The organism is Anabaena sp. FACHB-1391, from assembly GCF_014696755.1.
GTDB classification, from domain to species: domain Bacteria; phylum Cyanobacteriota; class Cyanobacteriia; order Cyanobacteriales; family Nostocaceae; genus Dolichospermum; species Dolichospermum planctonicum.
Genome location: NZ_JACJQS010000009.1, coordinates 54,526 through 69,275, shown reverse-complemented (window position 1 = coordinate 69,275; position 14,750 = coordinate 54,526). Strand labels below are relative to the sequence as shown.

The following is a 14,750-nucleotide window of genomic DNA, read 5'->3' as shown; positions in this document are numbered from 1 at the left end:
ATTAGGGTAGGCAAAATTGCCCACCCCAGATTGCTTTGGGTCTTTGTGCCTTTGCGTGAGACTATTTCAAACTAAGCACCTTCCCGCAACTTATCCAACACACTGCGATCCTCCAAAGTCGAAGTATCTCCCGACACCTCTTGACCTGCTGCTAAATTCCGCAATAACCGCCGCATGATTTTACCAGATCGCGTTTTTGGCAAAGCATCAGTAAAGCGAATTTCACCGGGACGAGCGATCGCCCCAATCTCACTGACAACGTGCTTTTTCAGTTCCTTACTTAACTCCTCACTGGCTTGATACGTCCCCTCTAAAGTGACAAAAGCTACAACTTCCTCACCTTTCAATTCATCCGGTTTACCCACTACAGCAGCCTCAGCCACCGCCGGATGAGACACTAGGGCTGATTCTACTTCCATTGTTCCTAAGCGGTGTCCAGAGACGTTCAGGACATCATCTACGCGCCCCATGACCCAGAAATAGCCATCTTCATCCTTCCTCGCACCATCGCCAGCAAAGTACGTATATTTACCATCTGTGGGCGGAATATGTTCCCAATAAGTCCGCCGGAAACGCTCAGGATCACCGTACACAGTCCGCATCATTCCCGGCCAAGGATGACGAATGGCTAAATAACCACCTTCATTATCAGGAACGGAATTACCTTCTAAATCCACTACATCCGCAATAATACCGGGAAAAGGTAGGGTGGCTGAACCGGGTTTTGTAGGAATTGCTCCAGGTAAGGGTGTAATCATAATCCCACCGGTTTCCGTTTGCCACCAGGTATCAACTATTGGGCAACGTTCACCACCGATAATTTTTTGATACCATATCCAAGCTTCGGGGTTAATGGGTTCACCGACAGTTCCCAGTAATCTCAGGGAAGAAAGATTACGTTTATTAGGATGATGTTCACCCATTTTAATAAAGGCACGAATGGCTGTTGGTGCAGTATAAAAAATGGTCACGCCGTATTTTTCAATCACATCCCAGAAGCAACCGGGATTAGAAGCACGGGGCGCACCTTCATACATGACAGTGGTTGCACCGTTGGAGAGGGGTCCATAAACTATATAGCTATGTCCTGTAATCCAACCGACATCGGCAGTACACCAATATACATCTGTGTCCTGAAGATCAAAAATCCATTTGGTAGTAATATGACTGTATAAGTTATAACCTCCTGTGGTGTGAACTACCCCTTTCGGTTTTCCTGTACTACCGGAAGTGTAGAGAACAAATAGCATATCTTCACTATCCATTGGTTCTGCGGGACAATCCGCAGAAACGCCTTTTTGTAAATCGTGCCACCAATGGTCACGACCTGCTGCCATTTGTATTGTTTGATTTGTGCGTTTGACAACTAGCACATCTGTAATACTGGGGACTGCATTGTTTTCTAAAGCCTTGTCTACCTGTTCTTTGAGGGGGACAATTGCATCCTTGCGCCAACCACCATCCGCTGTGATTACTATCTTTGCTTCCGCATCATTTAAGCGATCGCGTAAAGCTTCAGCACTAAAACCACCGAAAACAACGCTATGGGGTGCGCCAATTCTGGCACAGGCTAACATAGCTATGGCGGCTTCGGGAATCATAGGCATATAAATACCAATGCGATCACCTTTTTTCGCGCCTAATTGTTTTAGTACATTAGCGAATTGACAAACTTCTCGATGTAATTGGGAGTATGTCAGGGTGCGAGAATCTCCCGGTTCTCCTTCCCAAATCAACGCAGCCTTATTTTTCCGCCAGGTAGTGAGATGTCTGTCAAGACAGTTATAAGAAATATTAATCTTACCGTTGACAAACCACTTGACAAAAGGCGGTTGCCAATCTAGTACAGTGTCCCATTTTTGAAACCAGTGTAACTCATTTTCTGCCAATTCTGCCCAAAATTGCTGAGGATCGGCTTTCGCTTGGTCGTAAAGACGCTGATAGTCTGCTAAACTTTTGATATGGGCATTTTGCGAAAAATCACTGTCAGGCGGAAATAGCCGCTTTTCCTGTAAAATGGATTCTATAGTTGGTTGAGACATGATGGATAAAAACGATATTGTGGCTAAAACTATTCTTAACTAAGTTGTACTAAATAATGTTGAGATTTTCATAAAGCTGCACTGAATGTAAAGATTATTTACTGATATGCCCATCTCATCCTACTTTGGTAGGAAAATTAAACAACGCTGAATTTATCAGTGCTGTAGTAAAATAAAATAATGATGATGTTTTTAACAATCTTATTTACCGATCAAGTTCGATATAAGCCTTTAGTAACTAAGTTAGTGTTTTACCATAGGATACAGTTTGCAAGCCAAAGAAATTAAGGATAAATTAAACCTACTGATTGAACAAGCCTCTGAAATAGATCCAAGTCTCATGACAAAATTAATAGAGATCAACCGTTGGATTAAACATATCAAGCTTGGTTCTCTGATGTCCAAACCAATTGTCGTGGCTTTTTTATTAGAAGTGATTACAGACTCTAGAGTTTGGTTAGCAATTAGATCTCTACCCTCCGCAGAAGAGCAAAAACTACAGTTTGAGCAAATGACCGCCAATGAAAGATATTGGTACGGTTATCTATTTCCTAAATGGATAAACGCCACAGACACCAAATTTTATATTTGGAAGAAAAAAATGATGGCGGGGGAATTTAATCAAGCTGATAGTGATATCATTAAATATATAGCTCAAGATATTGTCCATCGTGAAGGGAATTTTTGGCGGCGTTATATAGCTGACCTTTCTATGGCCACAGACCTCATTGTCAGTAATCATCAAAATAAACCACTCTGTATTCAAGTCACAAGTGTTAGTGAAGAATTTCATGCTCAAAAATATCAAAAGTGGCAAAATGCACTGCAATTGTGGGAAATAGAAAGAGGATTATTCTTGAGTTATAATCCGCAAGAAAATGATTTCATTCAACAATTAGTCAATGTTGCACTGTATAACAGTGATCATCTGGCCGAAGGAAAGTATATGAATTTTTCCTGATTCCTAAATATTAAAATCGAAATCTGTGTCCTAGCCAACATCATTAATCTGCTGAAAATGCCATTTATGGTTAATCAACAACAAACTAATAGCAACGCTCAACTCGAAAATCTGACTGAAGCGTTAGCAGTAGCCCGGAATATGCAGCAAGATTGGTTAAATTATGGATTAAATTTTGTTCATATTTATGTAGAAGATGTAGAAAGTGATTGGTTAGAAACTTGGGGAGATGATCAAATATCTAGTCCGTTATTTGATGCTATTAAAGAATTTTTGGTTAGTGATGATGATGTAGCTATAAAAATTAGAAAGTATTTAGGAGATATATCATTGTTTGATTTAGCAGTAGATTTAGAAGAATGTTTGAGAATTTCTAGAGATAATGATCAAATATCCGCTGTGAAAGATGTATTAGCAGGTGATTTTGATATTGATGATCTGGAATTATTATATCTAGCTGATAATTTTGTCAATAAAGTGTCATCAAAGTGTCACACAAAATTATAATCAAAATTATAATATTCAGTTCCTAGTCAGGGCTAAAGCCCTGATTTTTAGGAATCAAGTGATAACTACGAGCTAGGGTAAGTTATGAAGCTGAAATAAAGATCAGATAGTATTGTTGGCTGGGGCGGGCTAGAAGCCCACCCCACAATCAATATATCACCACAATCAATATATCATTAGTCTCTAAAAGAGAGAGATTAACATAAAAATAAAGCGATCGCTTACCATAATTCAGGAAAAAATCGCTTTATTATTTATATCATCAAATTCAGTCTATTGACCAGTGATCACCAAATTTGAAGTCAGAGTAATATCTAAATCCTGTTCAGGTTTAAGCACAAAAACCTCAGCTTTTTGTTTTCGCAATAATACACTAGCTAAAGCCCCCGCTGCTGCGCCACCCACAGGTTCTAAAACTTCAATTTTCTTGTTACCTGTTACCAAAGAAATCAGACTAGCAGCACCCGCACCAATAGCCGCATCAGTTAATATTTGTCCAGTGCTTGATCCTTTGGTAATTGTTTCTGTTTGGGTGATGGTTTTAGAGTTAGCAAAAATCTGTAATCTTTGTCCAGAAGGAAATACCAATTCTCTAGCTACAAAACGCACACCTTGCTGGTTATTGATAGAAGATCGAGTATTTAATCTTACTGGTTGTAATTCACCGATAACTTGAGTATTAGCAGGAATTAAAATATTTCTGTTACTATCAGTAATATTGTCAGCTATTTTCAAAGTTAAGGCTAATGTTTCACCGGGTTTGACAATAACTTTCTCCTTTTCGTAGGTGACAGGTAAAGTTACATTGGAGGGAATACTAATTGTCCGTGATTGATTGAGATTAAATCCTTGAGCAAAAACAGGACTAAAAGATAAAAATGGGGTAGCTGCACCTGTTGTAATGGCTATGGCCATGAGTGCGGCTGTGCTAGATTGCCAACGGATAGAATTACTCATGATAGGACTGCCAATAATATATGATATGTATGGTGACGCGGATTAACTAAGATAGTTTCTTAGCCGCATCCCTGTTTACTGACCTTTACATAGTTTGATTTCTTTACGCCGACTTACTTAATTTAAACTTATACATAAAATTACCTATTACCCATTACCTATACCCTGATTAAAAATGGCTATGATCTAAATGCCATTTTTGACCTTGCTAATTTTCAAAACATCAGTCATTGTTGCACAGTAATTTGGTAAATTGAAACTGCTAGGATTAATAGCATTAGCATAGTTAAAATGACGATAATTCATACAGAATCTATCCCAAGCTGCCATTTGAATGCGAAATAAGACAATAATTAAATTAGCTAAACCCAAAGACAAAGGAATGCGGAAATAAATCTTTTTATTGAAATAAGCACAAACTTCTTCTATAGCTTGATTAACAGTTAGGGAAGATTGCCCCAAAACAAATCGGCGTGGATCTCCGGGTTGTAGTGGATAATCGATTAAATATTGGATAATTGTGGCAATATCTCGGCCATGAATGAAGTGAAAACTAGCATCTGCTTGTAAGAAACGAATGATATTAATATAGTTAGTAACTTCGGGAATACCAGAGGTGAGATGAGAATAGGGTTTTTTATCATCACCACCTAAAACTAAGGTAGGAAAAACTGTGGTAATTTTGGGAAAAATTGCTAACTTTTCAATTTGGTGTAAACAGTCATATTTAGAACGGATATAATCTGTACCAATTTCTCCGGCTTCTTTGAGTGGTTTGTTTTCGTGATTTAAAACACTGGCTGTGGAGAAATAAATTACTTGTTGACATTTTTCTGGATTTAGCAGGTTCATTAATTCTAGAGTTTTGAAGACATTAATATCAAAAATGCCCTCACCACCCCAGGAAGTGGCTGTTAATACAGCGATATCAATGGTTTTGAGTAAATTAGAGAATTTACCAATTTCTCGCATATCACCCTGAAGAATGGTGATACCTGGACGAACTGTAGTATCTACTTGTAGTTTATTGGGGTTTCTAACTAGGAGATACAATTCGTGATTGGTGTTTTGAATTAAGGCTTCGCTGATATAGTGACCGATACAGCCACTTGCACCTGTAACTAAAATACGTTTTTTGGGCATGAATTTGGATGTTGGGGTTTTTGGGTATGCTTGAGTTCAGTGCGTAATTGTAGCATGATTTGAGGAGATAGATCCCCGATTTCTTTAAGAAATCGGTGATATGGGTGTTAGTTAAGTTATATATTTTTTTAAATGAACCCCTCCAGACGCAGAGAAATGAGTTTTTGAGAGATTTTGCGTAAATCTTGATTAATTAGGGTAAAATTACAATAAAGCCTTGGTGGTGAGTCTATGCGTCAATGTCTTAATCCTGACTGTCTTTTTCCTAACCCTGATAATTTTCAATATTGTCAAAAGTGCGGTAATAAGTTACTTTTGCGTGAAAGGTATATACCTAAATCAATTTTAGGTCAGGGTGGTTTTGGTAGAACATTTTTAGCTATTGATGAGGATAAACCATCAAAACCTTATTGTGTAATTAAACAATTTTTACCCCAAGCACAGGGAACAGATAGTATTGAAAAAGCATCCCAGTTATTTTCACAGGAAGCACAACGTTTAGAGGAGTTAGGTAAGCATCCTCAAATACCTGAGTTAATGGCTTATTTTACATCCGATAATCGTCAATATTTAGTACAGGAATTTGTGAAAGGTGAAACTCTACAAACTGAGTTAGATAAAAATGGCGTTTTTTCTGAACAGCAAATTAGAGGATTATTAAGAGAACTGTTACAGATATTGGAGTTTGTTCATAGTCAACAGGTAATTCACCGAGATATTAAACCAGAAAATATTATTCGCAGTAGTGACAATCAGTTATTTTTAGTAGATTTTGGTGCGGCGAAAATAGTCAAGTCACAGCAACGCACAGCTACAGGGACAATTATTGGATCTGCTGAATATTGCGCTCCTGAACAGTCAATAGGTAAACCATTATTTATTAGTGATTTATATAGTTTAGGGGTAACTTGTTTGCATTTATTAACAGGAATGAGTCCGTTTGATTTATATAGTCCAATGGAAGGAGAATGGGTATGGAGAGATTATTTGAATGGAAATGTGGTAAGTGATGAATTAGGAAAGATTTTGGAAAAATTAGCAAGTCCTATTGCGAAATATCGTTATCAATCTGTAAAAAAAGTGATGCAGGAGTTATATTTTGTAGATCAAAAACCTAATTCTCAACCACCTTTTGACAAACCTGAAATATCTGTTATCAAAGTACCCAGTCAGTATCAAAAACTAGAGAAATTGTTAGCAGATGGTAAATGGAAAAAAGCAGATGACGAAACAAGACGGATAATATTGACACTTGCTAACCGGGGAATACCAGGTTATTTAACCATAGACAATGTTCTTGATATTCCCAGTGAAGACATTAGCATTATAGACAATTTATGGGTAAAGAATAGTAATCGACGCTTTGGTTTTTCTGTACAAAAGCAGATTTATGAAAGTGTGGGGGGAACAACAACTTACAACCACCAAATCTGGAATAAATTTATAGATCAGGTAGGATGGAGAAAAGGAGAAAATTTACTCTCTGATAATGAAATTACCTTTGACATAAAAGCACCAAAAGCGCATCTTCCCTTTTTTCCCGTAGGTTCGATATGGTGGTGGAAAGTAGTTATTAGTTTGTATTCTCAAGATGATTACTGGAAAGCGGTTATAATAGTTCTGATCTTGCGTTCATAATAGTAAACTGTAAAATCTGAAGATTATAGAAAAAAAACTAATTCTGAATCAGGATAACCAGGATTAAAGGATGTACAGGATATTACCGTTAACTTACTAAAAATAACATCGTCTAAGATTCACGACTTCTATGTTTATTAAACTGAATAAATGATAAAGATTAAGAAAAGAAGTCGGGGATCTCAATATCCTAGTCACAGATCCACAATTTGAAAACAAGGTAAAATCAAAGAATAATCAACCAAAAGTGAACAATGGAAACCCAACAACTAAAAGCCCTGATCAAAGAAACTATTTTAGAACTGATAGAAGAAGAAAAATGGACAATTCAAAAAACCTTAATCCCAATTTTGATCAATAAAGAAAATGAAGAATGGAACAAATTTTTCTGAGAACAAGCTATGAGAGACTTAGAAAATGATCATCTTCCTGAATACACAGAATCCGATTTAACAGATACTTTTGGGTAAAATTGTGGCAATTTCTGAAGGAAGATTAAGAAGAATTAGACAAAATCTAGCAAATTGGATTTTAAAAGATTAAGTATATTTTGATGATTAAAGGATATTTCCTCATCTGTGTTTATCTGTGTTTATCTGCGTTCCCCAAAAATCAGGTGGGAAAAACCCACCCAAAAAATCAAACAGAAACTAAACCAAAGCGTTGAGGTTTTTTGCGGTTTCAAAGAAGAAAGCGACGTTTTCCTCTGGAGTTTCTGGTAATACACCATGTCCGAGATTAAGGATATGTCCCCAGTTACCGGCTTTGCGAACAGTGTCCAAAACGCGATCGCGGATAAATTCCTTAGAACCAAATAACACACCGGGATCAAGATTACCCTGTACTTTCACGTGCTTACCTAATCTGGCTCGTGCATCCGCCATATCTACTGTCCAGTCTACAGTAATAATATCAGCACCGGAGGTTGCCATTCTTTCCAAAAGTCCGGCGCTACCTGTCACCAACAAAATTAATGGTGTGTCAGGATGAGTTTGTTTCACCTTCTCAAATACCATTTTTTGATAAGGTAGAGCAAAGGTATCATAATCTTGAGGGCTTAATTGTCCAGCCCAAGAGTCAAACATTTGTACTACTTGAGCACCACAATCAATTTGATAGCGCACGTAATCTGCAATAGACTCAGCTAATTTAGTTAATAGCTGATGTAAAACAGTGGGATCTGAGAAGGCCATGTTTTTGATAATGGAATAGGTTTTAGAACCTTTACCTTCCACCGCATAAGCTGCTAAAGTCCAGGGTGCGCCGACAAAGCCTAATACCGTTGATTGATTACCTACTTCCTGCCGTAATGCTTGCAAAATCGTTTTAATGAACGGCAGTGCTGTTTCTGGATCTAAGGAATGCAGTTGATCAACTTGTTGTTTAGTGCGTATGGGCGAATAAATAATTGGTCCCTTCCCTTCCGCAATATCCATGTCAATCCCCATTCCTGGTAGGGGGGTGACAATATCGGAAAATAAAATTACTCCGTCGGGTTGAAAAGCTCTCCAGGGTTGGAGGGAAACTTCGATCGCTACCTCAGGAATTTCCGAGCGATCGCGGAAAGAAGGATATTTGTCCCGTAAATTCCGATATGCTTGCATATAGCGTCCCGCTTGTCGCATCATCCATACGGGGGGACGGTCTACTTGTTCACCACGAGCGGCGCGGAGGAGGAGAGGAGCCGTTGAGGAAAAACCCATTTAACAACTTGCCTTTATTTGCACTTTTATATTTGACATAACCGTTTGCCAAAACCTACTAAAATCTACTAATGTAGAAATGCGTAATAGTTCTTGTCTTTATAAAGGTAAAACCTTTAATGGTGCAACGGCTGCACTCGCTATCCCTTCTGTTGTATAAGCATTAGGGAATACTTTTCTAACAATTTGTAATGAACCCCTCGTCCTTTCATGAGCGAGGATTCCTTGACATTTCACTGACCGGTGCTACCGAAAAGTAGTCTGATCCAGTCTGGAGTGTCCGTTTATAGTCTCCCAATGCCCTGTGGCGACTATACTTAGTTTACTATAAAGCGGTCTTAGAAGGACGGGGCTTGTATCCGATTTTTTTCGGTCACCATATAGCTTATCATTCTCAGATTACCCTTGATTCGCTTGAGGGTTTAATTCCGGGGAGATGCCCTCCCTTATTTTTTGCCAGATTAAGAATATTGCTGTATTTGTACTCTTGAGCAAATTAAATCCACTATAAGCAATTATTTTTACCTTGTTCAGCGATTTCTCAAGCTTCTACCAAGTTTTGTCTATCTATTTATGACTCATTATGACTCAAATCAACTGCTAATTGTTCAAAATCTGGAAATTTTATTATTAATTGTTTTTTGCTGTCATCAGAACGAGTGGGGTGAGAGAGTAATTGTTGTAATAATTCAATTCCCCATTTTTGTAACTCCTGTGCAGTGGCTGTTTCTTCCAAACAGACAAACACCTTGATCAGAGATTGCAAAATTTCTAGGTACAATTCTGGAAAATCTTCTGGTGAGAGAGTGGATAGTGCCAGTTGGTATTCAGATATAGCATCATGCCAATAATCACGAAGTGCGAGATCTTTTTTTCCTTGCTCGTAGTAAGTATTAGCGATAGCTATATGTAATCTTGCCCAGCCTTCCGGGTGAGTATCTGGACGAAGATGCTTCAAACCCTCTTGATAACTTGCTAACTTGCCCTCATAGCCACCTAAGTTAAGAGCGGGATTAGACTTAGAAATGTTACTAACTACAATCAATGATGATTGGTAAGAGTTGAGATTAGCCGCAGCTACACCACGACCGAGCCAAGCTTCCCAATAGTCCATTTTAATTTGTAAAGCATTGTCATAACAGGAAATAGCTTGGGCGAAACGTTCTAAGTAAAATAGGGCTACAGCTTGGTTATACCAAGCGGGGTGAAAATCAGGTTTAATAGCTATGGCTTTTTGATAGGAAGCGATCGCCTCTTGACGATTACCTAAGTTTTCAAAGGACACACCCCGATTATACCAAGCCAAATAAAATTCGGGTTGAATAGAGAGGGCTTGATCATAACTAGCAATTGCTTCCGCATATCTTTTTAAATTAAATAGGACTATACCCCGATCAATCCAGGCCTCATGATAGTCCGGTCGTAGATTCAGGGCTTGATCATAACTAGCAATTGCTTCTACGTCTTGTTGAATCACAGCTAAAGCTATCCCTCGGTAGTACCAAGCCTCCGCGTCCTCAGGTTGTAGCTTGATAGCTTGATCATAACTAGTAATTGCTTCCGAGATTAAACCTAATTTGAGTAATGCTAAACCCCTGTTAGACCAAGCTTCTTGGTAATCTGGCTGAATAGAGATTGCTTGATCGAAAGCAGCGATAGCCGGATCAAACTCTCCCAATTCGCAGAGAATACAGCCTCGACTGTACCAAACCTTGTATAAATCTGGTTTGAGTGCCAGTGTTTGGTCATAAGCGGCGATCGCCTCAGTAAATCGCTGTAAATGAAAGAGAACTAACCCCTGATGCCACCAATATTCATAAACTTGAGGTTGTAGTTGACTAGCGCATTGATATAAAGCCAAAGCGGCTAATAAATTCCCCGATTTAGCTTGCTGGAGACCTTGAGAAAATAAAGTTTCCGCCTGATTAGGAACAAATATTTCTGATCTTGGTTGCCCAACGATCTGACCATCACGAATTGCCAAATCTGAAGCTAACTGCTCAACGAGATTAGTGCTTTGCTCCAACCGTACCATCAACTCATCTAAAGTGGATGCTAACTGAGGTTGTATCGCTATCAAGCTTTCCTTGAGGGGAGCTAACGGATCTGCAAATACTTCCTCAACATTTTCAGGAAGTTTGTGAATTGTATAGTCGTCACCGTGAGAGCCACTTACCGTCTTAGTCTTTTCTTTGGCAGTATTTTTAGACAAAGACTTACCAGTTGTCCCTGGAGAAGAATTTGTCAATAAGTCCTCAATCAGTTGGGATACTGATTGGTCAGTAATAGTATCCACATCCTGATATGCCCATAATTCTTCACCTTGACGAAGTAATTCTTGACCAGGAATATCTAGCTCCTCTTGAGTGGGTATAGGGATGTCTAAGTCCTGTGGTTCTTGACCGCGCTCCTGGTCTTGGTTCATGTTGCGCCACAATAGCTGAATCCCAATATCATGGGACAGGTTGCCAACCTCACCAATACCCAACTCACCCAGTTGTACCATCCGTTGGGCTAACTCATGATTAGGCGCTGGAGAAGATAGTAATTTGTCACCATAAGTCAACAGCCAATCTAGCCAACGGTCAACAGTAATTCTTGGTTCCATGCGCTGCAAATACTTCAGCGCCCACCGTTCCCCTCGCGCTTGATGTACTCCTTCCAACAGTTCGTTAAATAAAAACTCTAGATCCGCATTCGTAAGTTCTGGTGGCTGCTGTGCCACCAGATTACCTTGACTGGTCTGGGAATTGATGATCCCCAGACTGTCAAAGATGTACTGTAAAAATTCGTTAAGCCTCTGCAATAGCCACCTTAACATCTGCCAATTTATTGAATTTTTGCTTCTCCTAAATTGTAGCTATCGTCGTGTCTAGAAAATCATTAATTACGGAATCAACTCCAAAATTGGGATTTAATTACGTAAAATTATTTATAGCTACAGTGAACAAATCAAACTTAGTCATTGAGGTTAGTGACCAGGAGATGGAGTCAAAAACTCTGACCATGACTAATCCTGATTATACAGAAGATTTATTAGCTTCATGATACTGATTAACCAAGGCGTCAATAATTTCTTCTGGATTATCTGTTTCCATCCCTAGTTGTTGGGCAAGTTGCTGACATAGGTTTTCATCATCTTGCAACATCATGAGTAACTCATCTAGGGTAACAGTTTTGTATTCTTCTGTCGTTAGTTCTTCCTCCGTTTTGGTTGGTATTGAGGGATTATTTTGTACTATATCTGGTCCATCATATTCCCAAATTGGCTCTCCCGGATTGTTTGTTAAGATTTTCATACCTATATCGTAGGACAGATTACTGATTTCCCCAACTCTCAATTCACCGAGTTGAACTAATCTAGCTGCTAATTCATTATGAGGTCTAGAAGATGCTAATAATCTTTCCCCAAACCGATTTAACCATTCTAACCAGCGATCCGTGCTGACACGATCCTCAAGATTATCTAGCCATTTTTGCGCCCAGGTTTGTCCCTTAACTTGATGGACTCCTTCTAAAAGTTCTGTAAATAGAAATTCTAAATCTGTATCACTCAGGGGTGGTGCTACTGATTTTGGAACTTGTTCTCCAGCGGAGGTGAGATTTTGTTTACCAGCAAACAAGCACCGGAAAAGTTTTTTGATCCATTGAAGTAGTTGCTTGAGCATCTGCGGCACCATTGATGTTGCTTCTTCAAATTTTAACGATAGTTAGTACCCAGGTTTGCACTAAAAGTCTTTTCCTAGGGTCAAGGGAAGGGGAAAATGCCATAAGTTGTTAGAATGGTGAAACCCTTAATTTACCTGGGATATACGGATTTAAACCTGTCTCCATGTCTTACGAACCGCTGCACCATAAGTATCGGCCAAAAAGTTTTGCTGAACTGGTGGGTCAGGAAGCGATCGCTACTACCCTAACTAATGCTATTCTTTCAGCAAAAATCGCCCCTGCTTATTTGTTCACTGGCCCCAGAGGTACAGGAAAAACTTCTAGTGCGAGAATTTTGGCTAAATCTCTCAATTGTCTGCAAGGTAACCAACCCACACCCCAACCCTGCGGGGTTTGCGAAATTTGTCAGGGAATTACTAAAGGCTATTCTACAGATGTGATTGAAATTGACGCTGCTAGTAATACTGGTGTTGATAATATTCGGGAACTGATTGAAAGGGCGCAATTTGCTCCCATGCAGTGTCGGTATAAAGTTTATGTCATTGATGAATGCCATATGTTAAGTACCGCAGCCTTCAACGCATTACTTAAAACCCTAGAAGAACCACCTAAGCACGTCGTTTTTGTTCTGGCAACAACTGACCCACAAAGGGTATTACCAACAATTATTTCTCGTTGTCAAAGGTTTGATTTCAAGCGGATTCAACTAGAGTCTATGGTAAAACATCTAACTCACATTGCCTCCCAAGAAAATATTAATATTTCCCATGAATCTTTGACATTGGTAGGACAAATTGCCCAAGGGGGATTAAGAGATGCAGAAAGTTTACTAGATCAATTAGCTTTAGTCAATGGAGAAGTGACACCGGATAAAGTTTGGGATTTGGTGGGTTCAGTCAGTGAAAAAGACTTACTGGGACTATTAGAGGCTATTAGTCAAGATCAGGCAGAGATAGTATTAGACTTTACCAGAAAAATCCTAGATAGAGGTAGAGAACCCCTAATAATTCTCCAAAATCTCGCCGCTTTTTACCGGGATTTCCTGATAGCGAAAACCGCCCCCAGTCGTCAAGATTTAGTTACCTGTACCCAGTCAACTTGGACATCATTAGTCAACTTTGCCCAAAAATTTGACACCAGTACCATCCTACTGGGACAACAACACCTGAGAACGGCAGAAGTACAACTAAAAAACACCACTCAACCCCGATTATGGTTAGAAGTAACATTACTGGGATTATTACCCAGTGCCAATATTCAAATCCAAACGGCAAATATTTCCCAGCGAGTTAATACAACTCCTGTAACCCCAGTTTACCCTCCCGTCGCCCCTGCACCGGCATATCCGCCCACAAATCACAATTCACCTGTTAATTTCCCACCACCAGTCCCAGAACCTTTATCCGTACCAGCACCAGTAGAGCCAATTAGAGAAGATTCACAATACGACTTAACACAACTTTGGCAACAAGTGCGTGGACATATTCAACAGCTACCCACCCAGGCACTACTAGGGCAAATGTGCCATTTAATTGAGTTTAACGGTTCTATGGCCCGTGTAGGGGTAAAAGCAGTTTGGTATGACAAAGTGAAATCTTATGTACCTGTGATTACTACAGCATTTAGACAAGCCTTTCAGCAGGAAATACAAGTCACTCTAGAAAAAGCTAATGGCGCAAATGTGATATCAACGAGAAGAAATCCACCGGGGCAAAATTCTCCTCCCGTTCAACAACCACCCCAACAACCACCCCAACAACCACCCCAACCTACATCCCTCCCACCCACACCACAGCCAGTATCTACAGTATCCACACCACCTCCCGCACCTGTCAAAACTCAGCCAGTTGTCACTAACACAGCACCAACACAAGCTATTTCTTCTCCTACAAAAGTGCAACCACCACCATCAAATTGGGATCACGATGGTGTACTCAAAGCTGCGGAAAGTTTAGCCAAATTCTTTTCTGGAGAAATCATCCGTGTGACAGATGATAGCTTCCATTTAGCTAATTCCGTTACTTCTACGGAAACCCATGAAATATATGAATCTTATGTTGATGATGAATATACTTGAGAAATGCAGCAGGGGATAATCACGTCCTGTTTCCTGTCCGCTTTATTCGAGCT

General features: G+C 39.4%; 12 protein-coding genes. 5 read left to right on the top strand and 7 right to left on the bottom strand.

Going from position 1 to position 14,750, the window contains the following annotated elements:
* Positions 1 to 71 precede the first annotated feature (71 nt).
* Positions 72 to 2,042 carry an acetate--CoA ligase gene (acs, locus tag H6F62_RS06390; protein WP_190371611.1) on the bottom strand — a complete coding sequence of 657 codons (1,971 nt, stop codon included), beginning with the start codon at positions 2,040 to 2,042 and terminating at the stop codon, positions 72 to 74.
* A 268-nt stretch (positions 2,043 to 2,310) separates the two neighbouring features.
* Here acs and H6F62_RS06385 point away from each other — a divergent pair, with 268 nt between their 5' ends.
* Positions 2,311 to 3,003 (top strand): hypothetical protein, encoded by a 693-nt coding sequence (locus tag H6F62_RS06385; protein WP_190371610.1) that lies wholly within the window; start codon positions 2,311 to 2,313, stop codon positions 3,001 to 3,003.
* A 66-nt stretch (positions 3,004 to 3,069) separates the two neighbouring features.
* Complete coding sequence (locus H6F62_RS06380; RefSeq protein ID WP_190371609.1) at positions 3,070 to 3,510, top strand: hypothetical protein; 441 nt, start codon at positions 3,070 to 3,072, stop codon at positions 3,508 to 3,510.
* Positions 3,511 to 3,783: 273 nt separating this feature from the next.
* On the opposite strand, the gene H6F62_RS06375 is transcribed toward H6F62_RS06380, so the two are convergent.
* Positions 3,784 to 4,467, bottom strand: a complete 684-nt coding sequence (locus H6F62_RS06375) for a conjugal transfer protein TrbI (RefSeq protein ID WP_137908208.1) — start codon at positions 4,465 to 4,467, stop codon at positions 3,784 to 3,786.
* 186 nt (positions 4,468 to 4,653) lie between these two features.
* Positions 4,654 to 5,610, bottom strand: coding sequence for an NAD(P)-dependent oxidoreductase (locus H6F62_RS06370; RefSeq protein WP_190371608.1), 957 nt, complete (start codon positions 5,608 to 5,610; stop codon positions 4,654 to 4,656).
* Between the two features lie 231 nt (positions 5,611 to 5,841).
* Between H6F62_RS06370 and H6F62_RS06365 the strand changes: the two genes are divergently transcribed.
* The gene (locus H6F62_RS06365; RefSeq protein WP_190371607.1) at positions 5,842 to 7,248 is read left to right on the top strand and encodes a serine/threonine-protein kinase; all 1,407 of its coding nucleotides are present in this window, start codon (positions 5,842 to 5,844) and stop codon (positions 7,246 to 7,248) included.
* 254 nt (positions 7,249 to 7,502) lie between these two features.
* Complete coding sequence (locus H6F62_RS06360) at positions 7,503 to 7,640, top strand: hypothetical protein (RefSeq protein WP_190371606.1); 138 nt, start codon at positions 7,503 to 7,505, stop codon at positions 7,638 to 7,640.
* Positions 7,641 to 7,898: 258 nt separating this feature from the next.
* On the opposite strand, the gene hemE is transcribed toward H6F62_RS06360, so the two are convergent.
* From hemE to H6F62_RS06340, 4 genes are all read right to left on the bottom strand, one after another.
* A complete protein-coding gene (gene hemE / locus H6F62_RS06355) occupies positions 7,899 to 8,951 on the bottom strand; it encodes a uroporphyrinogen decarboxylase (protein WP_190371605.1) in 1,053 nt (350 codons plus the stop codon).
* 99 nt (positions 8,952 to 9,050) lie between these two features.
* On the bottom strand, positions 9,051 to 9,188 hold the full coding sequence (locus H6F62_RS06350; RefSeq protein ID WP_190371604.1) for a hypothetical protein: 138 nt from the start codon (positions 9,186 to 9,188) through the stop codon (positions 9,051 to 9,053).
* 334 nt (positions 9,189 to 9,522) lie between these two features.
* Positions 9,523 to 11,676 carry a tetratricopeptide repeat protein gene (locus tag H6F62_RS20865; RefSeq protein ID WP_347238699.1) on the bottom strand — a complete coding sequence of 718 codons (2,154 nt, stop codon included), beginning with the start codon at positions 11,674 to 11,676 and terminating at the stop codon, positions 9,523 to 9,525.
* A gap of 295 nt (positions 11,677 to 11,971) precedes the next feature.
* Entirely contained in the window at positions 11,972 to 12,631 is a 660-nt protein-coding gene (locus H6F62_RS06340; RefSeq protein WP_190371603.1) for a hypothetical protein, read from the bottom strand.
* Between the two features lie 152 nt (positions 12,632 to 12,783).
* On the opposite strand from H6F62_RS06340, the gene H6F62_RS06335 reads away from it, so the two are divergent.
* Positions 12,784 to 14,697 (top strand): DNA polymerase III subunit gamma/tau, encoded by a 1,914-nt coding sequence (locus H6F62_RS06335; protein WP_190371602.1) that lies wholly within the window; start codon positions 12,784 to 12,786, stop codon positions 14,695 to 14,697.
* Positions 14,698 to 14,750 lie beyond the last annotated feature (53 nt).